Genomic DNA, 25,137 nt, shown 5'->3' with positions numbered 1-25,137 from the left:
AATTCTTAGCATGATTGGGCGCTCGAGATGACTATTGAGGCCATATTTCTATATGGAAGCTGGGCACGAGGCGATCAGCAAGAGAACTCAGATCACGATCTGTTAATGGTCACTGACGAGAAACGCACCTATCATGTCACCGATGGTCATCATTCAATGAGCTATTATCCGCTCTCGTTGTTGAAAGACAAAGCGGTTCACGGCGACCTTTTCGCGTACCATATTGTTTTGGAGGCAAAGAGCGTCCTCGATCCAAATGGCGTGCTCGGAGTTCTTCGTGGCCTTTTCACGCCCAAGCTATCCTATCAGGCCGAAGTTCGCCATGGAGGCGATTTAGGCTGGTATCTTGTGCATCATCACCGATCGATTCCACCGGTTCTCGTGGCCAAACGCATCGCCTGGTCAGTGAGAACGGTGCTGATAGCCCAGTCGGCGATGAAAGGACGGCCGATCTTTGCCGCGGATAAGCTTATCTCCGAGTCCTCTTTCGGGGGCACGAGTGAGTTGGTCGCCACAAGACACGGCAGTGCTTCTCCCAAGACAGTCGCGATCCTACGATCTTTCCTCGAGTTCGAGCAGCTACCGGATCCACTGGGCGCAGAAGCGCCTGAGACCGCGTGGAGAAACCACTTCGTTTTAACTTCCAATCAAGTTGGGACCCATCTTCTGAAGCAACTTAACGAACAAAGCCTGGCGACACCTTATGGTTAGGTGCTGATAGCCTTTCGCTTGTGTCTCATACTACCGTCGACGCTTCTTTGCCCTGGAGGGGCTTACAAAGATCCCCTCCCCTTCCGTCGAGGGCGAAGCGCCCTTAAGTCTGTGTAAAACCTTGGTTGTCGAACCGAGTGATCTGCTCACAGATTCCCCCACGCCCGAAACCTCACCCTCCCCGTCATCTCGCGCAAACCGAGTTCCAAAACGATCCGCCGCGCCGCCTGCGGCGTCACCTCAAGCGTCTTCGCCACCATTTTTGCCGACACCAATGGCTTTGCCATCACCAGTTCGACGAGCTCTGGCAGTTTTGAAGACGTTCGGCGCCCCTCTAGTTTCCGCTCCATCAGTGTGCGCGCCAACACAAGCCGGTCATGTTCTTTCATGCCGATCTCGGCGGCCGTAAGAAATCCGTGGGCGATGGCAAGCAACCGCGTCTCGCGATCGCGACTGCGGCGCCGATCGACGGGAATGGTTTTGAGGCCTAGATTAATGGCGGCCAGATGGTTTTGCGTGGTGATGCCTGCCTGACGCAGGATCGAGGCGGCAAACAGACGGCCGAGCCAGGGCGCATGCTGCAGCACGGACAGTTCGTTCCAGGCATCGAGGGCGATGATCGCCTGCAGCACTGCCGGCAGGTCTTCGGCCTGCCGCAGCACGCCGCGCCATTCGTCGAGCCGGGCATCCTCGTCCCAGTCGAGATCATAGACCAGAGGATCTCGTTCTCGGGTATCAGCACGCCCGGGACGCTTTGCCTGCTCGATCGCCGCCTCCGATCGGGCGAGCACAGCATCGATGGCCGCAAAGTCGACGCCGTGGAGATCTTTGGCGTCATCATAATCATCCCCCTCCCCTTCCGCCACGATCGGGGTCGCGGCCCGGTTGACGTCGGCCGAGTATGCGCCGTCAGGGCCGGCCGACGTGATGTCCGATGTCTGTCGCAATGTCCGGATACCGTCTGCGGAAAAAGCCCAGTCGGCTGACTGGCCAGAAATCCGTCTGCGGTTTTTTAGAACGTCACGGGCGATAGTGAGTTCGTGGGTGGGTGTGCGGGTATCGCGAAACGCGTCGTGGAGCACGAGGTCTTCGAGGTGGACCAGTTCGCCGTCGATCCACATCGAGGCACAGGCGTCGGCGAATTGGGTGCGCTCGAGGAAGCCGGTTCCGACCGGCGAACGGGCAACACGCTCGTCGAGGCGCGTCAGAGCGATACCAGCATCAAAAGCGGGACCAACCAAGTTTGAAATGGGCAATTTCGCGAGATCGTAAGCCATTGAAATCATAGTAAACGATATTTTAAAGGAACTCTATCTGAATATTTAGGTTCCTCACTTGGTATGATTGCCAGATGGTGCCATAACCATCGATAACTACCTCTTATCGATGGTAGATCGACACGAGTCGCAAAATCACATAATGTGGGGCCAAATCACGCTCACCAAAGGCTCCCGGACATGGAAGATCGCGTTCGTTTCGCCCTCGAAAAGCTGCTCAACATTGCCCATCAGGATACCGGCCAGGGCCGGCGTGTCGCCAATTTCCTGCTCGCTTGGTGGAATGCCGAGACCAATGGCGGATTCGATCTCGCCGATCTTGCCAATGTCGATCCCGACGTGGGGGAGGACATGGTGACAATCTTCGCTTACATCGCCCGCGAGGAGGATATGGTCTACCCCTACGAATATCGCAGCGAGATCGAACAGATTATCGCGCGCTGGCGGCCGACGGCCGAAACGGCCTGATGGCTGCATTGAAAAAGGCAGCAAGCCTGACCGGCGTCGAGCGCCGTGCCGTCGAGCTCGACACGATTGCATCGGTGCTGCCGATCGACCGGCGCGATGAGCTGGCCGAGCTGCTGACCGACGCGGACATCGAAACGTTGCGTCATCTCGTCAACGAGGGCATGGGCGCCAACACGCTGCGGGCCATCACCTCGGATCTCGCCTATCTCGAAGCCTGGGCGCTGGCGGCAACAAAACGATCGCTGCCCTGGCCGGCGCCCGAAGCGCTGCTCTTAAAATTCGTCGCGCAGCATCTGTGGGATCCGCAAAAGCGGGCCACCGATCCCGATCACGGCATGCCGGCCGAGGTCGCTGAAAATCTGCGCGCCCAAAACTTTCTGAAATCGACCGGACCGCATGCGCCGGCGACCGTCCGTCGTCGCTTGGCCAACTGGTCGACGTTGACCAAATGGCGCGGCCTCGACGGCAGCTTCGCCTCCCCTCCCCTCAAATCCGCTATTCGACTCGCCGTGCGTGCCGTCCCGCGGAAGCGATCGCGCAAGAGCGCCAAAGCGGTCACCGGCGATGTGCTGGCAAAACTGCTGGCGACGTGCTCGACAGACAGCCTGCGCGATGTGCGCGACCGGGCGATCCTCATGGTCGCCTTCGCGTCCGGCGGTCGCCGGCGCAGCGAGATCGCTGGATTGCGGCTTGAGCAGCTGAGCGTCGAGGCGCCGATCGAGGTATCGGACGGCGCTCCCCTCCCCTCTCTTGCTATCCATCTCGGCCGCACCAAGACGACCAATGGCGAACAGGATGATGTGGTCTATCTGACTGGCCGGCCGGTGGACGCGCTGAATGCCTGGATCGCGGCGGCCAAGATCGAGAGCGGCAGTGTGTTTCGGGGGATCGGGCGCTGGGGCACCGTGTCCAAGCGTCCGCTCGATCCGCAGTCGATCAATGCCATCGTCAAACAGCGCGTCGAGATGGCGGGGTTGGAGCCTGGGGAGTTCTCGGCGCACGGGTTGCGGTCGGGATATCTTACAGAAGCTGCCAATCGCGGCATTCCTCTGCCCGAAGCAATGGAGCAGTCCCGACATCGTTCCCTCCAGCAGGCTTCCAGTTACTATAACAGCGCCACCCGGCGCAGTGGGCGAGCGGCGCGGCTTCTGTGACGTGATCACATGCCAGAACCTGGCAGTATCGGGCATATGGTCACGCGAAAGCGGGCTTATGGCCCTCCTACACCGGGTCATGCTTCGGCGGTGATGACCCGCGGACATTTGCAGCGGCGCGATCGCGTCCGGGTGAACCTGACCAAGTATCGAAGCATTAGCTGTACCCTCCCCTTCCCTGCCAAGCGCTTGCAGCAGCATCGCATGCGTACTATAGTCACGATAGTCATTTAGGTTATAGGTTAGACGATGCAGGTATCGACGCACGATGAAATGAATTGGACGGTCGCAGGCGCGAAAGCAAAACTTTCGGAAGTCATGGAGCGCGCACAATCGGCACCACAAACGATTACCCGCAACGGGAAACCAGCCGTAGTGGTTGTTTCTGCGGAAGAATGGCAGAAGAAGACCGCACGCAGGGGATCGCTGGCCGAGTTTCTGTTAGCCTCGCCTCTGCGTGGTGCAGATCTCGATATTGAGCGACAACATGACGAGCCGCGCGACTTGCCACTATGAGACTGCTCCTCGACACGAACGTTCTGTCGGAAGTTACGAAACCTCGCCCGGATGAAACTGTCCTGCAATGGCTTCACGGGCTCGACGAAGACCGTACGTTCATCAGCATTGTATCGATCGCCGAGATTCGCCGCGGCGTGGCATTGATGGACGGCGGGAGAAAGCGGGACGCGCTGGACGAATGGCTAAGGTATGATCTGCCTCAACGCTTCGAAAGCAGAATTATTCCGGTGGAAGAGCCCGTCGCATTAGCTTGGGGTGATCTTATGGCACTCGCCAAGCGCAGCGGTCGCGGTCTCGCCTCAATGGACGGCCTGATTGCCGCGACCGCTATCGCTCACCGATTGACCCTCGCGACGCGAAACGTTAAGGATTTCGAAGGCTTCGGAATAGACATCATTGACCCATGGGTCGCCTGATCTGGTTCTCGTTGCGACCAGACTGTTCGAGGGCGTTTTCGATCTGGCCGTGCGAATTGGTGATCTCTTTGAACTCGCGCCTTTTCTTCCGCAGTTAAGCGGGGCAGTTGTCCTTGCTCTCGCGGAAATCGCCGTCGAGCGCCACACGGCTTGGTGGCCCGGATGCCGGAATAGCAATCCGAGCGCCCGCGCGGTCTCACCATGTTGACCACGATCGGCGTCACCGAGATCCCTCCCCGACCTGTCCGGTATAGTCAGGCAACGCGATTTCATCAGCACTCGGCATGAACAACTTGGCGGCCACCTGCTTTACGCCTGGTGCAGAAGCAACGCGAAGAACAGCGTGCTGAAGGGCAACGCCAAACCGTGTTTGCGGCTGCAGCATTTTTGGAGCAATTTTCGGAACACCCTGGCCCTTCTCGACATAGGGTCGCATGATCGCCTCGTATTGCGACATCGCATCAGCCAGCTCGCTAGATTTGGACAATTCACCGGCAAGCACGTAAGCGCCGACAATCGCCAGCGTGGTGCCGATCCCGGAGATCGGCGTTGCGCACCATGCCGCATCGCCGGTCAGGATAACTCGTCCATCGGACCAGCGATCCATCTTCACCTGTCGCAGGACGTCGAAGTAAAGGTCGTCCGTCGTTTTGAGACCTTTCAGGACCCGTGGCGCCTCCCACCCAGCGTTTGCAAATTGCTCGTTCAGAAATGCTTTTTGGGCGGCCGGTGCGAGATCACCCTCCCCGTCAGCAATCTTTTGAACCACCAGGATCGCTCGCGTGGTGCCCTTGTTATCCGGGCGCAGCCAGATGCTGCGGCCCTCTCCTGCGGTAAAGATCCTGCAGTGGTCTCGATCGCCGTCGCCTTTCGGGATAGTAAAATATCCCATCGTCACATCGAGCCATCTTGGCGTGTTCTCGCCAGGGAAGACGAGCTCACGCGTCGATGAGCCTACGCCCTCGGCGATCACCACCAGATCATATGTTTGACGAGCGCCACTTTCGAAGGTGACGGAGACAGAAGACTCCAAATCTTCGATCTTGCTGACGGTATCGCCAAACCGGAATGCGACGCGGTTCCGGCAAGCATCGAACAGGATGCGAGCCAGGTCTCCTCGGAGAATTTCCAGCTCCGCCGTCGGCCCATTGGCGCCGACCTCGTCGACATCGAATTCGGCTATCGTTTGGTTATCATCATCGACGAACTGGATGCCCGTCTCACCTGTGCCGCTCTGCTTCACGATCTCCTCCAGGCCCATCTTCGACAGAACTTTGCGACCCGCGCCGCGCACGTCGATATTCTGGCCACCGTCGCGAAACTCGGGATGGCGCTCGAGGACGGTGACGTCAAAGCCATAGCGAGACATCCACCAGGCCAGTGTGTTGCCCGCAACGCTTGCACCGGTGATGAGAACGCGCCGCCCTTTTGCCTGTCCTTCAGTCATGAGAAGCTCCAAGCGACACGCGCGAGAGCCGCACTGACCCCGCGCCGGCTTCGATGAGATGAGACTTCAATGCAATGAACTCCTGTGTTTCTCCAGCACCCAGCCAAACTATCTGTCGCACAGCAAACACCGACGCAGAAACGTGGTTCCATCGCCCGAAGCAGCGCGGCAGTATTTGTTTAAAGTCCTCGCCAATTACCAGTCGTCCCGTCTCCCACGGTTTGCTTCCGCTTCAAGGACTCTCTCAAACGCCACGGAGGTGCGCTGCGACGAGCAGCGCTGGGGTGCTAAGAGACAATCCGCTGATCTCCTGCGGCCTGTGATCGAGGATCGTGATGACCTCGGTTCCGGCTTCTGCCGGAACAATTCCGGCCTGGCTGACGTCGGAGGTTAGCAACGGAGGAGATGATCATGCAGGTATTCAATCGGACGTCAGAAGCACCGAGTGTCCAGCCTAATGTCGAAGACGGGACTGCCAGCTACGTGTTTCGCGAGCAGTTGTACATGCTCCCGGGCACTTACGATGATATCGACGAAGCACGCGCGGATGCCGAGGAACAATGCCGTGGATTGGGCTGGTCCGGCCGCCACGACGAAGCTCCCACTAACTTAAGCTGACATCACAGTGCACGGACGCCGGGCGGCAGCAGAAAACCATCAGGAATTTTTCCAACGATGAACTTTGCTGCCTGCGCGTTCACCATCCCTTTGAAGTTTTCGACGACCGCATTACCTTGCGAACGTGGATGCAACAGAGCAAGTCGGACGCATGCGTCGGCCATATTCGACAAGAGAAAAGGTGTTCGCTTGTATTTGTCATGGCGATGGCGTTCGACATACGATGCGGTAGCATCATAGAATTCCTGAACCTGCGCCCGCGTCACCTCGACGTCCTGTAGATTCAGCAGCTGCTGGCTTTGATAGCATTGAGGATATCCATCGCAGATGGGTCTTGCTGCATCACCATTAAATACGCATCGAGCAGTTGTCCGGGCGCGGCCATGGCCTCCTGCGTGTTACCGATGTCGGCGATTGCGTGCCTCAGAATGGCACGGGTCCACCGCCACGTAAGCCTCGTACAGCGTCGCAAGGATCGCCGCTTTATCCGGAAAATATTGGTCGACCGAGGCTATCGGTCCACCGGACTTCAACCCGATTTTTTTCATCGTGCGGCCATCGATACCTTTCTCGCCAGTGAGATCTGCCGAAATTTTTAGGATTTACGTCACGCGATCGCGGCTTCGAGCCTGCTTCGGCAATCGTCGCAGGACCGGGCGACCCAGCTAGGATGGAAGACGGAAAGAGTTTTATCTCGGAAACCGATATCAGACTTTCAATCGAGACCTAAAACCGGTCATCAGGGCAGGGGAGAATTGCGAGCGGGAACTACGGCTGCGCAAGTTCAAAACCGGAGACCTTTTCCCAGCACTCTATTGCATGTTCCCCCTGAAGGCGAACGACGACATCATTGTCGCGTTCGGTGTCGTGACGAACGACCTCACGAACCAAAAGGCTGAAGAGGCCCGCCCTCAGAGTATCATCTTCGAAGCGGCTCACCGCATGAAGAATACTCTGGCGATCGTGGAGGCGGCTGCTTCCCAGACACTTTGAAACGCAACAAGCGTGGAGGAGGGGCGTGCTTCGATCTCGAACTGGGTCCAGGCGCTCGCACCAGCCCAGGACATTTCAACCTCAGTTGAGGCTGCCGCAGCGGATATTCTGGACGTCGTCGGAGATGTGCTCTTGCATCACGACCCGGCAGTGCCCGCGTGCTGTTCGATTGCCCCTCGAGACCTCTCACCCAAGCTTTGGGACGATCTCTCGCCCTCCACGAGCTTGCGACCAATGCAGCGAAATATGGCGCTCTCCCCACGTCGAGGGGGATGTTCAGATTGCATGGACCGTCGGCGAAGACCGAGCATTTGCACTCGAGTGGGTCGAGGAGGGCGCCCCGCAGGTGTCACCTCCGATCAGGCAGGGTTTTGGCTCCCTACTGATCGGTAAAATGGTCGAGCTGTATTTCAACGGTCATGTCGAGCACGAGTTCGCGGCCGTTAGTGTCCGCTTCAGGCTAACAGGTCGGCAATTCCAAAGATTGCTCAGGTCAATTAACGGGACATGACGGGTCCGCCAATGGCTCCTTTAAATAAAAGTCGGCCCTGCTGTGATGGTTCAAGGCCACTTTTTCCGTGCCACAGTACCGGCATATCTCTTCTCAGTAAGCGTACCATCGGCATTGCAATTGATTGACAGCTACGGCGCGATTGTAGTCAGCTGACAACATATTCCTTAGGGCACGACTCACTCAATTGTCCTCACACCCCATTAGTGTCACGTTAAGCGGCCGTGCTCTATTCGATGGCGCGGGTCTGCCGCGTTGCCCGTCTGGCAACATCGCGTAGCACTCGCATTAGGTCGACAAGACGTGTAGTCAGCTGACAACAAAGTCCCTCCATTGCTCGGCTTTATAAACTTGTCGAAAACAGATGAAGCATTTTCCCAGCTAAGACATGTGTCTGGTCGGGAAAATGGCCCTTCATTCGGCCCGCGATTTTTGTGAGTTATGATGATGATCTCCTGTGATTTCGATAAACTCGGATGAGGGCGGCAGACGCCTATTAGCCACTGTCTCCCGAGAAATATGCATGCAGAAACAATCATCATGTCACTACTGACACTGATCCTCGCCAAGCGCAGCTCCACGATCCGAAAGCGCTCCTGGCATATGATCGCCAACGCCTGTTTCCCTATTGGAACTACACAGCATAGGATGTGACCTTGCTGCGAGTACGTCGGCGTTGCGAGCAGAACGTGCGCGGCACTGCACAAGTCAATCCAAATCCGACGTCGAGAAGGAAAACACCAATCCGCCACATGACGAAGCCGACCCTTCTGATATCGCCGTCCTCACCTTTAGGTCAAAAAGTCTTTTTCACTTTGTCCGTGGGAACGCTCTCTCATTGAATTTTATTATCCTACTGGCAAAGCATCCCAGCATTCGAGCACCTCTGCAGCGTCGAATAACTGGCGCCATTTGCCGTTGCAGTGAAGATGTCCATTAATCACGCTTCGGGACCGGAAACTAACGCCACGCTAGTCCGCTGTAAGACCCCGCATCTGGTCGCGAGGACCCTGCCGTCAGGCAAGACTTGTTGATCCCGCCTTCCAGTACTTTCGATACAAGCTCGTCAAGTCTGGCCCTCCTGACAAATAGTTAGGTTCTTTAACCTGCTTTATCGAGACCATGTCCGTTTGCCCGAAGCTGCGCCATCACCATTGGTCCAAGCGAAAACTTACCATCAAGCGACCGGCGGGTGAGGGTGCGCAAATACCCGCCCGGCGCAGTGATCAGGTTTTCGCGTTCAAGCATGCAGGCTACGGCGATAGCTGCGTTCTCCGGACCCATTACCTCGCAGGCGTCCTGATAGGCTGACGGACTGATGCCCAGAGCCGATCGGACGACCACCCCGGCCGACATGAAATCGCGCCAGCTTTCAATCGCACCGCCGGCTGCGTAGTCAAGCATCTGAGGGCAAGCCTTCAGGACAACCGATAGCGGGAATGCTTTTGGCGGCTCTTGCAACGGTCGCTTATTCTCGCTCGGCTTTGCTCCCTGCTCTTTTCGAGAGCCAGGTTCAAATTCATTGAAGGATTCGGATTTTGAATTCTGTATGTGACGCTCAATATGAGCATCATTGCCGCTCATATTTTGAGTTTTACTATGAACTTCCAACTGGTTGACGATCTCTTCGCGCAGCAGCACCATTTCCTCGAGTAGATTGTCGATCTGCATGCGCGTCGGCGACCGTGGGATACGTCCGACAATTCCGACATACGTGTCTTCGACCCGCTGCCAGTCGCCGTCTGCACCTTCCTCCATGGCAGCCGATATCAGCTTGCGAACGTCGCGCCGGCAGATCGTCAGGCTCTCTTTTACTCGCCGGAAGGCTGCGCGGTCAGCGACGACCTTCTGTGCCATTTGTGCAAGTTCGCCGGCGCGCGCCAGAAGTGGGGAGAGATCGAAGCCGTAGGCCGATTCAACGACACCTTCATCATCCTTGCGCGCGTAACGTTTTCCGTTCGCGCTGTCGCGCCGTAAGATGAGCCCGCTGTTCACCAGCAGCGCAATATGTCGGCGTAGCGTTGCGCCGGCAATGCCGTGAGCGCGGAGCGTCAACTGTGCATTGGACGGAAACACGACCATCTGCGCATCGTGTGAGAGCTCACTTTCCGGATAAAAACTCAGCAATGCGTCCAAAACCGCCAGGCTGCGGTCCTGCAGGCCAAGTTCCAATCTCGCTTCCGAGGCGTCGCGGAACACTCGCCACTTCTCAGCCGTCCGTCCAGGCTCAATCTCGTTTGCGGCAAGCTGCCGTTTCACGAGAGCAAGCGAAACCGGCCGCCGCCCGAAGGGCGTCGTTACATTTCCCGTTTGCATTTTCTTCCACCTTCAAAAAGGCAAAGGAAATCCGCTCACCAAATAGGCGCCAAAGACTCTTGACTGCGATTCATGGAAATGCGATTCTCAGGCTGCTTAGACCATTGAGAGAGGCTTCCACGACGGCGACGTTTGGGGGCCTTTTTCTTTTGCTGTTCCTGTCCTTTATTTTTCCTCGGATGTCACAGCCTTGTTCCGGAAATCCTCATAGAGCTCCGGAAGCTGCTGCATGACGTATTGGGCGAAGTCGCCATCGCGACCGCGATCGATCTGAATTCTGCAATGCTTGGCCGAAAGCGCCAATGTGGCGATTTCGGCGCCCGCTGTTGAGCGGGCGACAAGCCAGTCAGGGGAGGGGGCAGGTGCGTCCTGTGCCTTGCCGGCACGCAGAACTGCCAAAAACCGATCGTCCGACTCCTTCTGAGTGAACGACTTTTCGTCGATCGCTCGGCGGGCCTTCTGCTCTCCATCACTGGCTTTCAAGAGATCGGCAAGTTCCTGCCATCTTGGTCGGCCAATCTTGGGTGCGCGTCCGATCGCCTCGACCAACCATGCTGGGACAGCTTTCGCGACGCTCAGGAGCTTAGATGTTTCCTGGCGGTCAACGGAGAGGGCCGTCTGAATCAGCGATCGCTGGAAGCCTCCAACCTCCAATTTGAGCGCAAAACTGGCACGCTCAATGAAGGTGAGGTCTTCTCGCGCCGAATTTTCGATACCTTGTGCGACGACGAGGCGATCATTGGAAAGTTCGCGGACATATGCTTTTACCTGCAGACCGAGGTCAGTGGCAGCTTTGACACGTCGATGGCCATAGGCAATCTGATAACGACCATGTTCGGTCGGATGCGGACGCACAAGAATAGGGATTTCTTGGCCATGTTCGCGAATGGAGGTCGTCAATGCCTCCACGGCAGCGGCGTCCTGATCCGCAAAACGATCCGCAAAAGGAGACGGATCGATCAAATCGGGATCGAGCTCGACAGGTATGGATCCGTTCGCGACCTGCTTTTTGAGTTCCTCATAGTCCCTCTCGACCGATGAGAACGTGTCCTTCAAAGACTTGACCGCACCCGACGCTACGCGCTGCACTGGCTGACGGGCGTCTTCGGCAAGCGCCTGTTCGTCGTCGCCTGCGAAGAGGTTGCGGATAGACTGTCTACGATTGCTGCTCATCTCAATCTCCCTGGTCACGGCCCCTGAAGGAACCGACGCCGTGGGCAGCTGACAAAAGCTCACCCTTGCGAACTTCAGTTACCTGCTCAGCTCTCATCGCCCCCAGACCTCGTTGATTAGACCAACTGCCTCGTTGTTGACGGCGTTAATTGATTCCATCGCCCGGTCATAAGTCGATCGACCTACTGCGCCGCGTGAAAGTTCGTAGAGGGACTGTTTTGTCAGACCGGCATTGGCGATTGCCGTCGATTTCCAAGCCGATGCAGCCATGACATCTTCTGCAAAAACGTCACGCAAAAGGCCGACGATTTCCTGCTCGGGCACATCGCGTGGATCATGCCGTGTCACAAGGAACCGCAGGAAATCGTAGTCGAGGCGGCCGCCCGCTTCCTCGATGACGGACACAAGGTCGGACGTCATCAGCAGGAACTGGCTCATGGATGCAACGTCGACCATCTGCGGATGTACAGTGACGATCATACCAGTCGCGGCATTGAGCGCCCCCATGGTCAAGAAGCCCAGCTGAGGTGGGCAGTCGACCACGACGACATCGAAATCGTCTTCCACCTGGGCAATTGCCGCTGCAACCCTTCGGAAAAACATGTCCTCGGGTCGTGAACGGTTCTGCAGCATGAAGCGGGGTGTCTGGTGCTCGAACTCCATCAGTTCGAGATTGCCGGGAACGATGCTGATTCCGGTAAAATACGAAGGCCGGATGACGTCTTTCATCGCGACGCGCTCTTCATCGTAGCGAATAGCGCCATAAAGCGTCGTGTTTTCGGCAACATCGAATTCAGGCTGGTAGCCGAACATTGCAGAAAGGGATGCCTGCGGATCGAGATCGATGGCGAGAACGCGGTAGCCCTGGAGCGCGAGGCCCTGCGCCAGGTAAAGCGAGGTGGTCGTCTTGGCAGATCCGCCTTTGAAATTGGCAACTGTAACGACCTGGAGCTTTTCACCGTCACGGCGGTGCGGCCAGAAGCGCACGGCTTCCTTCGGCCGCGCTGACGCCAGGTACTCACGCAACTGGTTGATCTGTTCCAAAGTATAGGAACGCCGTCCACCGGCACCGAGGTCGGGTGTTGGGCCGAGGCCGTCAAGTGAAAGCTGGCGCAGGTACCCGTCGGACACTCCGACAATCTCGGCAACCTCACCCGATGAAAATGAGCGGAGCGTCTTTTGCGCTGTCGGCGGAAAGGCACGTTCTCCGACTTTCCTCAAACGCGCAGACAGAGCTTCGGCGCGCTGCGTGATATGAGCGGATGTTGATGCTCTGTCGATGTCCCGGTGTACCACGTTCACGTCGGCCCCTAGTTTCAGACGGTTTCTCGGCGTTAGACGCGCTATTGCCGTCTCAAGCTAACGCACGATTCTGTCTCCGCTGCAAGAGAAATAGAGTTAACAAGAGGTTAACGCTGATTTTCACGGCTTCAATGAATCTGCGCGAGAATCGCTTATTCCATCGTGGAATCAGGATGATGCGGCCGCAGGACGGCAAATCGACGAAAAAACTTACTCACACTTTTGCGAGTGCTCAGCCAATTTTTAGAATGCGTGCCCGCCGCCGGCATGCCGCGAGAGAGAACCATCCACTCGCACTTTCGCGAGTGGATCATACTCCCAGAACGCGCAAGCCTCCTCCACGCAAGTCCGGAATGAATGCGTGGAGGCGCAGCGATGAGAACACCGACGCAAAAAACCGCGACTCGCGGGTCAGCTGCAGATGACGGATCGGCGCTTTTTACATGCGAGCGATAGACATGCACCACACAAACTCTCGGCCGCGATTGATCCGTAAACTTGAAGAGAGCCTCGGTCATCGCATCTGCGAAGCGCTTGATGATGCCACTGTCGTCGAAGTCATGCTCAATCCCGATGGCACATTGTTCATCGAGCACCTTGGCGGCGGGATGGTTGCTGCCGGCACCGTTGCCCCCGGTTTTTCAGAAATCGTCATCGGCTGTGTCGCGCATGTCTTGGGAACCGAGATTGGTGCAGATCGGCCAATCCTGTCGGGTGAACTGCCGATCGGTGGGCACCGTTTCGAAGGGCTGCTGCCTCCTGTCGTGGCGGCGCCTTGTTTTACAGTCCGGAGGCGCGCATCACAGCTCATTCCACTGGATCACTATGTAGTCAGTCAGGCGATGACCCCTGGGCAGGCTACATTCATTCGGGACGCAGTCGCCTCACATCTCAACATCGTCATCTCGGGCGGAACCGGTTCAGGCAAAACAACGCTCGCCAACGCAATCCTTGCCGAAATTGTCGCACAAGCACCGGAAGAACGGCTGATCATTCTGGAAGATACGGCCGAAATTCGATGTGCCGCGACGAATGCGATCGCTCTTCGAACCAGTGACACCGTCGATATGTCGCGGCTGCTCAAAAGCACCATGCGATTGAGGCCCGACCGCATCATCGTCGGTGAGGTGCGGGATGGCGCTGCCTTGACCCTTTTGAAAGGATGGAACACCGGCCATCCCGGCGGCGTGTGCACAATCCACGCAAATTCAGCGCGATCAGTGCTCCAGCGCCTCGAACAGCTTACGGCGGAAGTAAGCCAGCAACCGATGCAGGGCGTCATCGGGGAGGCCGTGGACCTGATCATCTCGATCGCACGCACACCTGATGGCCGACGCATCCAGGAGATGATCCGGGTGAGCGGTTTTTCAGACGGACGTTATCACATCGAACCTTTTCAGGAAGGAGCGCGACATGCCGCGTGACCATGGATTATCAAAGGTCATTTTTCTCGCACTTTTGGCAGGAGCAATCGCCACACCGGCGCTGGCGAGCTCCGGCGGTAGCCTTCCATGGGAGGGACCGCTCGAACAGATCCAGGAATCCATCACCGGGCCGGTTGCGGGATACATCGCGCTCGCAGCTGTTGCGATCGCAGGGGGCATGCTGATTTTTGGGGGCGAGCTGAACGACTTTGCCCGCCGCCTTGTCTATGTCGTGCTCGTCGCCGGCATACTGCTTGGAGCAACCACGATCGTCGGCCTGTTTGGAGCGACCGGCGCCTCCATCGGGCTGGGCACTGAGACGCAATCAGCTAATCAGACAATTGCGGATCAGGATGAATGATGGCCGACGCATTCAATAACCTGAACAGAAACCGCATTCACCGGGCGCTATCGCGTCCCCCCTTGCTGATCGGTGCTGACCGCGAACTTGTGCTCCTCACCGGGCTGGCAACGGTTATCCTCGTCTTCGTTGTCCTGACAATCTACTCGGTTTTATTCGGGATGGCACTCTGGGTCGTGGTGGTCGCCGCGCTCAGGATGATGGCGAAAGCCGATCCGCTTATGCGGCAGATCTACATCCGCCACATTTCCTATCACTCGCGCTATCTTCCAACCTCGGCACCCTGGCGTCGATACTGAGGGGCGAACAATGGTCTTACTCAAACGTTTTCGGGCGACTGGTCCTTCCTTTGCGGACCTCGTTCCTTATGCAGGCCTCGTCGACAATGGCATCATGCTCTTGAAGGACGGAAGCCTGATGGCCGGGTGGTATTTTGCCGGCCCCGACACAGAAAGTGCAACCGATTTCGAACGCAACGAGCTCGCCCGGCAGATCAATGCTGTTTTGTCACGACTCGGATCGGGCTGGATCATCCAGGTAGAGGCAATCCGTCTCGCAACAGCGGAATACGCGAACGAAGCCAGCTCGTTTTTCCCTGATCCAATCACGCGTGCAATTGATCGGGAGCGTCGCGTCTTTTTCGAGGAAAGCCTCGGACATTTCGAGAGCAAGCACGCGATCATCCTGACCTATCGCCCGGTGCAGTCGAAAGGCTCCAGTCTCAGCCGGTACATCTACGCTGACGAGGAAAGCAGGAAACGCTCCTATGCCGACACCGTCCTGCTGATCTTTTCCAATGCGATCCGCGAGATAGAACAATATCTCGGTAGCACACTCTCGATCCACCGCATGCGTACGATCGAGGTCACTGAACGCGGCGACACCCGAACGGGACGTTACGATGAACTGCTGCAGTTCGTGCGCTTCTGCATAACCGGCGAAAACCATCCGGTCCGCCTGCCCGATATTCCCCTCTACCTTGATTGGGTCGTAACCGCACAACTTGAGCATGGTCTGACCCCGAAGGTCGAAAACCGATATCTCGCAGTGGTGGCAATCGACGGACTTCCGGCGGAAAGCTGGCCCGGCATCCTCAGCAGCCTCGATCTTATGCCTCTGACCTATCGATGGTCATCTCGTTTCATTTTCCTCGACGCCGAGGAAGCTCGTCAGAAACTGGAGCGCACGCGCAAGAAGTGGCAACAAAAGGTACGGCCATTCTTCGATCAGTTGTTCCAGACACAGTCCCGTTCCATCGACCAGGACGCAATGACGATGGTGGCGGAAACCGAAGACGCCATTGCTCAGGCTTCATCGCAGTTGGTGGCATACGGATATTACACGCCGGTCATCGTTCTTTTCGACGATGACCGGGATGCCCTTCAGGAAAAGGCCGAAGCAATCCGGCGGCAAATCCAGGCCGAGGGCTTCGGCGCACGCATTGAAACCTTGAATGCCACGGACGCATATCTCGGGAGCCTGCCGGGGAACTGGTACGCGAACATCCGCGAGCCGCTGATCAACACTGCCAATCTTGCCGATCTTGTTCCACTGAATACCGTCTGGTCCGGCAGCGCATCAGCGCCTTGCCCGCTATACCCCGTGAACTCGCCACCGCTGATGCAGGTTGCAAGCGGCTCGACACCATTCCGCTTGAACCTGCATGTCGATGACGTCGGCCACACGCTGATCTTCGGTCCCACAGGCTCCGGCAAATCAACCCTTGTCGCATTGATTGCTGCGCAGTTCCGTCGCTATGAGAATTCCAAAATCTTCGCATTCGAGAAGGGATGTTCGCTCCTCGCGCTCACACTGGGCGCTGGCGGTGACCATTACGAGATCGGAGCGGATGCCGGCGATGGTCGATCGCAGCTGGCCTTTTGCCCGCTCGCCGAATTGTCAACCGACGAGGATCGTGCCTGGGCAGCCGAGTGGATCGAAAGCCTGGTGACAATCCAGGGCGTGGTGGTGACGCCGGACCATCGCAACGCAATTTCCAGGCAGATCATGCTCCTTGCCTTGTCGAACGGGCGATCGCTTTCCGATTTCGTTTCGGGCGTTCAAATGCGCGATATCAAGGACGCTCTCCATCATTACACGGTAGACGGCCCGCTTGGGCATCTTCTCGACGCGGAAACGGACGGGCTTACGCTGCAAGCGTTCCAGACTTTCGAAGTCGAGCACCTGATGAATATGGGCGAACGAAACCTTGTCCCGGTTCTCACCTATCTCTTCCGCAGGATTGAAAAGCGCCTCGATGGCGAGCCCGCCCTGATCATTCTCGATGAGGCCTGGCTGATGCTCGGCCATCCGGTGTTTCGCGACAAGATCCGTGAGTGGCTCAAAGTGCTGCGCAAGGCAAACTGCGCCGTCGTGCTTGCCACGCAATCAATCTCCGATGCCGAACGCTCAGGCATCGTCGATGTCCTGAAAGAGTCCTGCCCGACGAAGATCTGCCTGCCGAACGGTGCCGCGCGCGACACCGGGACGCGGGAATTTTACGAACGCCTTGGGTTCAGTGAACGGCAGATCGAGATCATCGCTTCAGCAACACCAAAGCGCGACTATTACGTGACGAGCCCTGACGGACGCCGGCTGTTCGACATGTCGCTTGGTCCTGTCGCCATGAGCTTCGTCGGCGCCTCGTCCAAGACAGATCTGAAAACCATCCGCGGACTCAAGGCGCAGCATGGGCCGAACTGGGTTTCACACTGGTTGTCCAGAAGAGGAGTGACAGATGTTTCACAAATCGAGGGTGCGTAAGTCGACGCTGATGGCGGCCGCGGTCTTCGCTATTCTAGCGACCGGTCCGGCTCTCGCTGGCACTGCGACCGGGGCGGCCACAGAATGGACGCAGCTTCTCAACAACGGCGAGCTGATCTCGCTGGTCGGTCAGTCAGGCGAGCAGGTTCAGAACCAGATCACGCAAATCACCCAGCTCGCAGAGCAGATCCAAAATCAACTCAACATCTACCGCAACATGTTGCAGAACACGGCGCAGTTGCCGAGCCATATATGGGGGGAGGTCGAGAGCGATCTCAATCAGCTTCGAGGCATTGTCGAACAGGGTCAGGGCATCGCTTTCTCCATGGGGAATGCGGACGATCTCCTCAAGGCACGTTTCAAGAGTTTTTCGGATTTCAGGTCCGCCTTGCCCGGCGTGGAAGATTTCTCGACGACCTACCAGACATGGTCCGACACCAATCGCGACACGATTGCCGGAACGCTGGGCGCAGCAAGTTTGACGGCACAGCAGTTCGACAGCGAAGAAGATACGATGGGGGAGTTGCGCACGATGTCGCAAACCGCCGACGGCCAGATGAAGGCGTTGCAGGTCGGTCACCAGATCGCAGCCCAACAAGTTGCGCAGATGCAGAAGCTTCGCGGTCTCATCTCTCAGCAGATGACGATGATGGGCACCTGGCTTCAAAGCGAACAGACCGATCGGGACCTTGCTCAGGCCCGCCGCGAGAAATTTTTCAACGCAGAGGTGAAATCGATCCCAACCGGGCAAAAGATGGAGCCGCGCTGGTGAAAAGCTTTGTTCTTCTGATCTGCCTGCTTGCCGCCGTCGCTGTGCTGTCGGCAACCACCGCGACAATCGTCATCAACTCAGAACCTGATGGCACGCCAAGAGGGTCTGAGGAACAGCGCTTGAGGCGTGAAAAATTCTTCGGCTCCAGCAAGGCCGATGCGCCGATCACGAAGGGACAGGAGATGCGTCCTCGATGGTAAGCGGTTCACCGACTATGCGGATCATTGTTATCAGCGCCATCTTCGCCATGACCCTATCGCCGGCACTTGCGCAGCAGGGTGAGGTCTTGACCGAACTCGAAAACCAGGTCTCAGCCGCTGCGAAGGGGTGGGAGCAGACCATCATGGAGGCCGCCCGATCGCTGTTCTGGATTCTGGCGGCGATCGAAATCGGGATTGCGGCCATCTGGCTGGCACTTCAGGCGGCTTCGCTGGACAGCTGGTTCGCCGAACTGGTGCGGCGCATCATGTTCATCGGCCTGTTTGCATTCATTCTGGCGGAAGGACCGGCCTTCGCGCGCGCCGTAGTCGACAGCCTCTTTCAGATCGGCGCCGGTTCCGGCACCGCGTCGCCTGCGGAAGTTTTTGACGCCGGCATCCGCGTGGCGTCGCAAATGTCGCAGCAGGTGCAGTTCGGCATGTTCGAGGACAATGCTCTGGCGATCGCAGCCCTTCTTGCGATGGTCGTGGTGGTGGTCTGCTTTTCCCTTGTCGCGGCACTGTTCGTGTCGGTGATGGTGGAAATGTATGTCGGCCTTCTGGCCGGCATGATCATGCTGGGCCTTGGCGGTTCGTCCTTCACCAAGGAGTTCGCCATCAAATATCTCGTCTACGCCTTCGCTGTCGGGTTGAATATGATGGCGCTGGTGATGATATCAAAAATCGGATCCGAGGTCCTTTTGGGCATGGCTCAGGCGCCGACAGCAGAGAGCGATCAGTTCATCACCACGCTCGCGATCGCCGGCATTGCCGTCGTTATATTTATCGTCGCCATGTATGTTCCAAACATCATGCAAGGTGTCGTGCAGGGCGTCTCCGTTACCGGCGGAATGGAGACAATCCGCCATGGTGGCCAGGCTGCTTCGTTCGCGGCTGGGGCAGGTTTCCTGGCAGCCGGAGCCGTTGGTGCAGGATTTGCGGCAGCGCAAGCTGCTCGGGCCGCTGGGTCCTCGTTGACCGCAGCGACGGTTAGGGGCGTTGGAAGCGGTATCGGCTCGGCCGCGCGGTCCACGGCATCCGCGGCCAAGGAAAAGGCTATCGGATCACCGGGTGCCTATGCCGGATCCATTCTCGGCCTGGCAAACGCGAAACTCGACAAGACGCACGCACGCGCATCTGCCGCTCCTGCGCCACCACGCGATGAAAGATGATCCATGGTCAAGAACATGACAAACAAGCCGGCCGCCGAAAACCCCTATCTTGCGGCACGGCAGGAGTGGTCTGAACGGTACGGATCCTATGTTCAGTCAGCCAAGGCTTGGAGGATCGTCGGCGTATTGGGTTTGACCATGGCACTTGTCGGTTTTACTTACGCCCTCTACCTGAGCACACAGGTCAAGCTCGTCCCTTACGTGATCGAGGTTGACAAGCTGGGCAATACGGTGACGGCCGGCGTTCCCCAGCAGATCGAATATGCCGATGTTCGCGTCGTCCGCGCGACTCTTGCAAACTTCATAACCAGTTTCCGCAGCGTGACCCCCGATGCGGTTGTCCAGAAACAGTATATCGACCGCACATATGCGCTTTTACGATCGACCGATCCGTCGACGGAAAAAGTGAATGCGTGGTTTCGGGGCAATTCGCCATTCGACAAGGCACGATTCGCCACGATCGCGATCGAGGTCAGCAATATCGTCGCCCTGTCGAACAGGACCCACCAGATCGACTGGATCGAATACGAGCGTGACCGCAAGGGCCGGGAAACGTCCAGTCGCCGTTTCCGCGGCATCGCCACGGTCACGCTCACGCCGCCGCAGGACGAAGCCACGATCCGGCTCAACCCAATCGGCCTTTATCTTCAGGATTTCGACTGGACTGCACAGCTCTAAGGTCAGGGGACCAAATATGCGAAAATTGGGACTATTGGCGACAGCATCGTTTCTCGCCGGGGCGTCGCTTGCGACAGGCGCCGATATGCAGTCGATGAGCTTTAAGGAAGCCAAGGGCGCTGCCATTTCGGGAAAATGGAGAGGCTCGAACGGTCTTGTCACGCATGGCGCGGACGGGAAAGTCATCTTCCTGTTCGGGCAGATCCAGCCCTCTGTGGTCTGCTCGCCTCTCCAGGTCTGCGATATCGAATTGCAAGGTGGCGAGATCGTTCGGGATGTTCTTGTCGGCGATACCATCCGCTGGAAAGTGGAGCCAGCAACATCGGGCGCGGCAAACGGCCAGGCGATCCACCTCGTGGTCAAGCCGGCAGAACCCGGGCTTGTGACGTCGATGGTCGTGACAACCTCGCGGCGCACCTATCATATCCAGCTGAAATCGCATCCGACCCAGTACATGGCGCGCGTCGGTTTTGAATATGCCGAAGATGTCTCTTCGAAACTGTCCGATATCAACAACCGGCTGGAGGCCGGCAGCATTCCAGGGGCGCCAGCCGACCGGTTGAACTTCTCCTACACGATCACTGGCCGGGCCTCATGGAAACCCAGCCGCGTTTATTCAGATGGGGAAAAGACCTATATCCAGTTCTCCCGGTCGATCCGCGGTCAGGATGCGCCGGTCCTGTTCGTCACGTCAGGGGGACAGAACCGCGTCGTCAACTATCGCATGAAACGCGACATGATGATTGTCGATTACGCGATCGACAAGGCGGTGCTGATTTCCGGCGTTGGCTGGCGCCAGCAGAAGATCACCCTGAAAAGGGGAGGCTGATGTATGCGCATCTTCTCCATGGTCATTCTCCTTTCCTCCGCCGGCCTCACCTCATGTCATGTAACCAGCAACGATTTTGGCGATGATCCGATCCCGACGAAGCTGTCGTCCCAGGCTGCGGGTATAATCGCCGGCGACCTGACTGGCCGGCTGGCAGAACAGATGACGCCGACATCGGTAATTTTGCGCCTGCAACCAGACGGCGATGAACTGGCGAAGGCTATCGATAGCGCACTGAAAGGCTGGGGTTTTACGCCGGTATCAGATCCCAATGGTGCTGCAGCAAAAACGGTTGTGATCACCTACTCGGCAGATATGCTGGATGGGCAGGTTCTCGCCAGATTGTCAGCGCCGACACTATCTCTTGCTCGGGCTTATTCGGTGGCCGCGAACGGCGCGGTGCCCGCCAGTCCGGTTTCCATCATGCGCGCCAATTGAGGGCAAGATCATGGTCCAATCACTCCAGCTCGGCGCGCCATCCAATCTTGGCGAAAGCGCCGGCATGCGCCGGGTTAACCGGGTTCCCATAGCACTAGGTGCAACGGCCACCCTGGTCTTTTTCGCAGTCGTTGTGCTTGGTCTTTCCTGGCGCGGATCGGCCTTCAACGGGGAAGGGGGGATAGAAGGCGGGTCCGAAGCGCCAGCGAGTTCGTTTGGCGATCAGCTCAAGCGCGGCATTTCCGATGGCATCATTGGCGACCCGACCGAACGGGAGACCTTTCAGCCGGCTCCGCCGGATGCTGTGCCGGAACAGTCGCATCGACCTGGCGCCGAAGCTCCAGACACCCGCCCGCAGCTGCCGCAAAGCCAGAAACCGGCAACGGACACGGAATGGCGCGAAAAACTGCTCCGCGAACAGGAAGAACAGACACTTCGTGAACGCAATCGGCAGCGTATGGCAAGGCTCCAGGCGCAAGCGGCCGCACTCGATTCTCCTCTTAACGTCGATACCTCGACCACCTCGTCAAGCATCGCGGAAAACAACCAGTCTCAGGGTCGAGGCAGCGCAAACGGGTTGGCTCCAGGCAATGCCGAGCTTTATTCCGAAGCCCTCCGCAAGGGCATGATGGGGTCTAATGCCGACCCCAATACGCAACTCGCAAAGGAAGAATTCTTCAATCAGGATATCAGGGATCTCGGGTATCTACCAAACAAGGTCGTGAACCCGCTGTCCCGACATGAGCTCAAGCGCGGTTCCGTCATTCCAGCGACATTGATCACCGGGATCAATTCGGACCTGCCGGGCAGGATTATCGCGCAGGTGAGCCAGAACGTTTATGACAGCGCCACAGGCTACCGGCAGCTCATCCCGCAAGGCGCCAAATTGTTCGGTCGGTACGATTCGAAAATATCCTTCGGTCAGAAGCGTGTTCTCGTCGTCTGGACCGATCTCGTCTTTCCGGATGGCGCGACACTGCAGATCGGAGGTATGGCCGGCACGGATGCCGAAGGTTATGGAGGCTTCAGCGACAAAGTCGACAGACACCTGTTGCGAACCTTCGGTTCGGCAGCTCTGGTTGCCATTATCGGAACGGGCATCGACATGTCCCTGCCGGAAAGTTCGACGCTTGCGACCAAGGACACGGCAACCGATGCGGCCCGTCGCAATTTCGCCGAAACATTTGGCCGTGCCGCCGAGCAGACGATCTCGAAAAACCTCAATGTGCAACCGACAATCAGGATTCGTCCCGGCTACAAGTTCAATGTCCTGGTCGATCAGGACATTATCTTTCCTGCCGCAACCGGCGCCCCGTCACGTTAGTCGCCACGGCCATTTTCCAGCCGTGCCTCAACCTGTTTACTCGCGTCGTGAAGGCGCCCGATCCCACGGTGACGCTTCTTCCATCCGTCCCCTTGAAAACCGGGGTTGACCGATTGCAACCGGTCTGTCATTCACGAAATGCGATATTTTGTTGCATTTTTTTCGATGCCTATTTCAGTTGCATTTTCACTGCGTTCATCGCCTCTTTCAAGGGAGCCGTGGATTGAATGTCTGGTTTCAGCATCTGACCGAACGAATATCGGTCGTCCAAGATGACGCGTCGGCCGACGCCGTCCTTGCGGAACTTACGACGCTCGCCGGGTTCAGATCGTTTGCCTATGTCAGCCTGCAGGCGGCCACCCAGAAGGTCATAACCAACTACGCCCCTGATTGGGTCGCGATCTACAATCGAAAATCCTACATTCGGATCGATCCCGTCATGAAGGGGCTACGGGACAGGATCGAAGCGTTTCGCTGGATATACCCGTCCGACACTCGCGCGAGAGCGCGAAAAACATACTTTGACGAGGCTGCAAGATTTGGAATTCGATCGGGCGTCACTATTCCAATCAATCCTGGGTTCGGTAATGTTGCAATGCTGACGCTCGCCTGTGACGACCCAGCATTTTCAGAAAGCAAAATATTGAATCCGGTCATCGCCGCGGCGGCTGTCGGCCAGATGCATGCGCACCTCGACCACCTGAACCCCACACCCGCTCTGAAGGTTTCAGCATCGCTCAATGCCAAACAGCTACTTTGCCTGCGATGGCATGCCGAAGGCAAGACAGGCCGCGACATTGCGGTCCTGATCGATGATACTTACGGCAACGTGCGCTACTATCTCACCGGCGCCAAGAAAGCCTTGGGCGTAACTACACTCGGCCAAGCGGTGAGAACCGCGATGTCACTCGGCCTTCTGTGAAAAGCTAGTTGGCCATGTCGCTCGATACGTGCGGAATGTAGCCAAGAAGATCCACGAGGGTGGACACTGCCGTCTGCTGTGTGTGGAGGGTGATCATGGCTGAAAGATATGCGTACTCAGCCTTCGCCCTCTCATCACCCGCTGACGTATTCATCTGCAATTCCAGCTTTGTCGCGACGTCGATCAGTCGACGATGCTCCCTTATTTGCTCGATCGTAAGTGTCTCGATCAAATCCTGAGGCTGTGCGCGCAACAGCCCGATCAGCGGCCTTATAGTCGTCTTGTCCAGCACGATTTCCCGCGGTCCCTTCGAGAGAACTTAACTGCTTCCGGTCCAGATCGCTTCTACTGCGCCAACATTTCTTACAGGGCCCAGACGCCGAGCACTTATCACAATCGCCTGGTGCCCGATATAGACAATGTCTGGGTAACAATACCCTGCAACGGCAAGGGAATTTTACGCCGCGCCGTCTCTGTAGAGAATACTCCGTGGTGGAATACTCTACAAGCGACTGATGTCGCGGGTATGGAAATACGTGAGGTTTTTGCAGAGAATCTTAGGGTGGCACGGCAGGCAGCAGGGCTGTCGCAGGAGGAGCTTGCCCACCTCGCGGACATCGACCGGACCTATATCAGTTCGCTGGAGCGCAGCGTCTACAATGCCAGCATCGACGTGGTCGAGCGTCTGGCTGTGGCGCTGAATACAGAAGCGGCGGAACTACTGCGGCGCGCGCCTTCGGAAAAGGAACGGTGACCCGGTCAATCGAAACCGGCTGCCTGCCGCTCTTCGTCGATCATGAAATATCGCTTGCCGATCTCTTCGACAGCTCCAATCCGCTCGTAGAACGCGATGGCCGCCTCATTCGAGCTCGCCACGCCCCACTTCACGCGAAAGCAGTCTAGCGACCAAGCCTCGGCACACACAGCCTCCATAAGGGCACGCGCGACGCCACCGCGCCTGCAAGCCTCATCGACCATCAGGTCATTGAGATAGAGCATGGGCCTGTTGCGGAACGTGACATCCTGCAGGAAGTAGAGAGCATATCCTTCAATTGTTCCACATGCACCTTCACTGACGAGAAGATGGCCGGCGGGTCTTTCGCGACCGAAACACAATGCAACGAGCGCCGGCTCGTCGAGGTTGAATGTGCCGCCGTATGGTTCGCTCCTTGCATGCCGCGCCATCAGATTCACAATGTCGCCAAGGTCGCCTTTTCGAGCCTTACGAATGATCATCTGTATCCTCCGCGCGTGTGCTGCGGCGGATCACAATAGATCATCCTGACATTTGCGAATGCAAAGTCTCGGCAAAGCCTCCACGACGGAATATCGGTCCGACCTCATTGGCATTC

Annotated in this window: 28 protein-coding genes; 20 read left to right on the top strand and 8 right to left on the bottom strand. The window is 57.4% G+C overall.

Translation table 11 applies throughout. The features are described from left to right. Positions 1-27 precede the first annotated feature (27 nt). A complete protein-coding gene (locus ACRQ1B_RS15725; RefSeq protein ID WP_432294695.1) occupies positions 28-711 on the top strand; it encodes a nucleotidyltransferase domain-containing protein in 684 nt (227 codons plus the stop codon). 146 nt (positions 712-857) lie between these two features. Here the strand turns inward: ACRQ1B_RS15725 and ACRQ1B_RS15720 are convergent, their stop codons facing one another. After that, positions 858-1,997, bottom strand: a complete 1,140-nt coding sequence (locus ACRQ1B_RS15720) for an RHE_PE00001 family protein (RefSeq protein WP_432294694.1) — start codon at positions 1,995-1,997, stop codon at positions 858-860. 171 nt (positions 1,998-2,168) lie between these two features. Between ACRQ1B_RS15720 and ACRQ1B_RS15715 the strand changes: the two genes are divergently transcribed. From ACRQ1B_RS15715 to ACRQ1B_RS15700, 4 genes are all read left to right on the top strand, one after another. Further along, positions 2,169-2,456 (top strand): DUF7673 family protein, encoded by a 288-nt coding sequence (locus ACRQ1B_RS15715; protein WP_432294693.1) that lies wholly within the window; start codon positions 2,169-2,171, stop codon positions 2,454-2,456. Next, positions 2,456-3,610, top strand: a complete 1,155-nt coding sequence (locus ACRQ1B_RS15710) for a site-specific integrase (RefSeq protein ID WP_432294691.1) — start codon at positions 2,456-2,458, stop codon at positions 3,608-3,610. Before ACRQ1B_RS15715 ends, ACRQ1B_RS15710 begins: the two co-directional genes overlap by 1 nt. Before the next feature lie 249 nt (positions 3,611-3,859). Beyond that, a complete protein-coding gene (locus tag ACRQ1B_RS15705) occupies positions 3,860-4,126 on the top strand; it encodes a type II toxin-antitoxin system Phd/YefM family antitoxin (protein ID WP_432294690.1) in 267 nt (88 codons plus the stop codon). Beyond that, positions 4,123-4,545 (top strand): type II toxin-antitoxin system VapC family toxin, encoded by a 423-nt coding sequence (locus tag ACRQ1B_RS15700; protein WP_432294689.1) that lies wholly within the window; start codon positions 4,123-4,125, stop codon positions 4,543-4,545. Before ACRQ1B_RS15705 ends, ACRQ1B_RS15700 begins: the two co-directional genes overlap by 4 nt. A 220-nt stretch (positions 4,546-4,765) precedes the next feature. On the opposite strand, the gene ACRQ1B_RS15695 is transcribed toward ACRQ1B_RS15700, so the two are convergent. Next, positions 4,766-5,992: an FAD-dependent monooxygenase gene (locus ACRQ1B_RS15695; RefSeq protein ID WP_432294688.1), complete on the bottom strand. Its 1,227-nt coding sequence runs from the start codon at positions 5,990-5,992 to the stop codon at positions 4,766-4,768. A 411-nt stretch (positions 5,993-6,403) separates the two neighbouring features. Between ACRQ1B_RS15695 and ACRQ1B_RS15690 the strand changes: the two genes are divergently transcribed. Then, entirely contained in the window at positions 6,404-6,610 is a 207-nt protein-coding gene (locus ACRQ1B_RS15690) for a hypothetical protein (RefSeq protein ID WP_432294687.1), read from the top strand. A gap of 2 nt (positions 6,611-6,612) precedes the next feature. On the opposite strand, the gene ACRQ1B_RS15685 is transcribed toward ACRQ1B_RS15690, so the two are convergent. Further along, positions 6,613-6,897 (bottom strand): hypothetical protein, encoded by a 285-nt coding sequence (locus tag ACRQ1B_RS15685; protein WP_432295279.1) that lies wholly within the window; start codon positions 6,895-6,897, stop codon positions 6,613-6,615. Between the two features lie 532 nt (positions 6,898-7,429). Here ACRQ1B_RS15685 and ACRQ1B_RS15680 point away from each other — a divergent pair. Next, positions 7,430-7,603, top strand: a complete 174-nt coding sequence (locus ACRQ1B_RS15680; protein WP_432294686.1) for a hypothetical protein — start codon at positions 7,430-7,432, stop codon at positions 7,601-7,603. A 1,612-nt stretch (positions 7,604-9,215) separates the two neighbouring features. Here the strand turns inward: ACRQ1B_RS15680 and repC are convergent. The 3 genes from repC to repA form a co-directional block, all read right to left on the bottom strand. Beyond that, positions 9,216-10,430 (bottom strand): plasmid replication protein RepC, encoded by a 1,215-nt coding sequence (repC, locus tag ACRQ1B_RS15675; protein ID WP_432294685.1) that lies wholly within the window; start codon positions 10,428-10,430, stop codon positions 9,216-9,218. Positions 10,431-10,595: 165 nt separating this feature from the next. Then, entirely contained in the window at positions 10,596-11,603 is a 1,008-nt protein-coding gene (gene repB, locus ACRQ1B_RS15670) for a plasmid partitioning protein RepB (protein WP_432294684.1), read from the bottom strand. Between the two features lie 93 nt (positions 11,604-11,696). Next, positions 11,697-12,899, bottom strand: a complete 1,203-nt coding sequence (repA, locus tag ACRQ1B_RS15665; protein ID WP_432295277.1) for a plasmid partitioning protein RepA — start codon at positions 12,897-12,899, stop codon at positions 11,697-11,699. Between the two features lie 464 nt (positions 12,900-13,363). Here repA and trbB point away from each other — a divergent pair, with 464 nt between their 5' ends. The 12 genes from trbB (at position 13,364) to ACRQ1B_RS15605 (ending at position 23,785) form a co-directional block, all read left to right on the top strand. Continuing rightward, positions 13,364-14,329, top strand: coding sequence for a P-type conjugative transfer ATPase TrbB (gene trbB / locus ACRQ1B_RS15660; RefSeq protein WP_432294683.1), 966 nt, complete (start codon positions 13,364-13,366; stop codon positions 14,327-14,329). After that, positions 14,319-14,690 carry a TrbC/VirB2 family protein gene (locus ACRQ1B_RS15655; RefSeq protein WP_432294682.1) on the top strand — a complete coding sequence of 124 codons (372 nt, stop codon included), beginning with the start codon at positions 14,319-14,321 and terminating at the stop codon, positions 14,688-14,690. The genes trbB and ACRQ1B_RS15655 overlap by 11 nt, the downstream gene beginning before the upstream one ends. Further along, a complete protein-coding gene (locus tag ACRQ1B_RS15650; protein WP_432295275.1) occupies positions 14,690-14,989 on the top strand; it encodes a conjugal transfer protein TrbD in 300 nt (99 codons plus the stop codon). The genes ACRQ1B_RS15655 and ACRQ1B_RS15650 overlap by 1 nt, the downstream gene beginning before the upstream one ends. A 10-nt stretch (positions 14,990-14,999) precedes the next feature. After that, positions 15,000-17,453, top strand: a complete 2,454-nt coding sequence (locus tag ACRQ1B_RS15645) for a conjugal transfer protein TrbE (RefSeq protein ID WP_432294681.1) — start codon at positions 15,000-15,002, stop codon at positions 17,451-17,453. 10 nt (positions 17,454-17,463) lie between these two features. Then, positions 17,464-18,225 carry a P-type conjugative transfer protein TrbJ gene (gene trbJ, locus ACRQ1B_RS15640; RefSeq protein WP_432295273.1) on the top strand — a complete coding sequence of 254 codons (762 nt, stop codon included), beginning with the start codon at positions 17,464-17,466 and terminating at the stop codon, positions 18,223-18,225. Then, entirely contained in the window at positions 18,222-18,425 is a 204-nt protein-coding gene (trbK, locus tag ACRQ1B_RS15635; protein WP_432294680.1) for an entry exclusion protein TrbK, read from the top strand. The genes trbJ and trbK overlap by 4 nt, the downstream gene beginning before the upstream one ends. Positions 18,426-18,439: 14 nt before the next feature. After that, positions 18,440-19,594, top strand: coding sequence for a P-type conjugative transfer protein TrbL (trbL, locus tag ACRQ1B_RS15630; protein WP_432295271.1), 1,155 nt, complete (start codon positions 18,440-18,442; stop codon positions 19,592-19,594). Positions 19,595-19,609: 15 nt separating this feature from the next. After that, a complete protein-coding gene (gene trbF / locus ACRQ1B_RS15625; protein WP_432294679.1) occupies positions 19,610-20,272 on the top strand; it encodes a conjugal transfer protein TrbF in 663 nt (220 codons plus the stop codon). A 16-nt stretch (positions 20,273-20,288) separates the two neighbouring features. Beyond that, the gene (trbG, locus tag ACRQ1B_RS15620; protein ID WP_432294678.1) at positions 20,289-21,101 is read left to right on the top strand and encodes a P-type conjugative transfer protein TrbG; all 813 of its coding nucleotides are present in this window, start codon (positions 20,289-20,291) and stop codon (positions 21,099-21,101) included. 3 nt (positions 21,102-21,104) lie between these two features. Continuing rightward, on the top strand, positions 21,105-21,539 hold the full coding sequence (locus ACRQ1B_RS15615) for a conjugal transfer protein TrbH (RefSeq protein ID WP_432294677.1): 435 nt from the start codon (positions 21,105-21,107) through the stop codon (positions 21,537-21,539). A 10-nt stretch (positions 21,540-21,549) separates the two neighbouring features. Further along, positions 21,550-22,863 carry an IncP-type conjugal transfer protein TrbI gene (gene trbI / locus ACRQ1B_RS15610; RefSeq protein ID WP_432294676.1) on the top strand — a complete coding sequence of 438 codons (1,314 nt, stop codon included), beginning with the start codon at positions 21,550-21,552 and terminating at the stop codon, positions 22,861-22,863. Positions 22,864-23,086: 223 nt separating this feature from the next. Further along, the gene (locus ACRQ1B_RS15605) at positions 23,087-23,785 is read left to right on the top strand and encodes an autoinducer binding domain-containing protein (RefSeq protein ID WP_432294675.1); all 699 of its coding nucleotides are present in this window, start codon (positions 23,087-23,089) and stop codon (positions 23,783-23,785) included. Between the two features lie 4 nt (positions 23,786-23,789). Here ACRQ1B_RS15605 and ACRQ1B_RS15600 read toward each other — a convergent pair whose 3' ends face one another. After that, entirely contained in the window at positions 23,790-24,077 is a 288-nt protein-coding gene (locus ACRQ1B_RS15600) for a transcriptional repressor TraM (protein WP_432294674.1), read from the bottom strand. Positions 24,078-24,311: 234 nt separating this feature from the next. Here ACRQ1B_RS15600 and ACRQ1B_RS15595 point away from each other — a divergent pair, with 234 nt between their 5' ends. Continuing rightward, positions 24,312-24,539, top strand: a complete 228-nt coding sequence (locus ACRQ1B_RS15595) for a helix-turn-helix domain-containing protein (protein WP_432295269.1) — start codon at positions 24,312-24,314, stop codon at positions 24,537-24,539. A 5-nt stretch (positions 24,540-24,544) separates the two neighbouring features. On the opposite strand, the gene ACRQ1B_RS15590 is transcribed toward ACRQ1B_RS15595, so the two are convergent. After that, entirely contained in the window at positions 24,545-25,021 is a 477-nt protein-coding gene (locus ACRQ1B_RS15590; protein WP_432294673.1) for a GNAT family N-acetyltransferase, read from the bottom strand. Positions 25,022-25,137 lie beyond the last annotated feature (116 nt).

Origin of the sequence: Endobacterium panacihumi (assembly GCF_050847465.1) — a bacterium.
GTDB lineage: Bacteria > Pseudomonadota > Alphaproteobacteria > Rhizobiales > Rhizobiaceae > Neorhizobium > Neorhizobium panacihumi.
The sequence above is the reverse complement of the archived record's forward strand: the minus strand, read 5'-3'. Positions and strand labels throughout refer to the sequence as shown.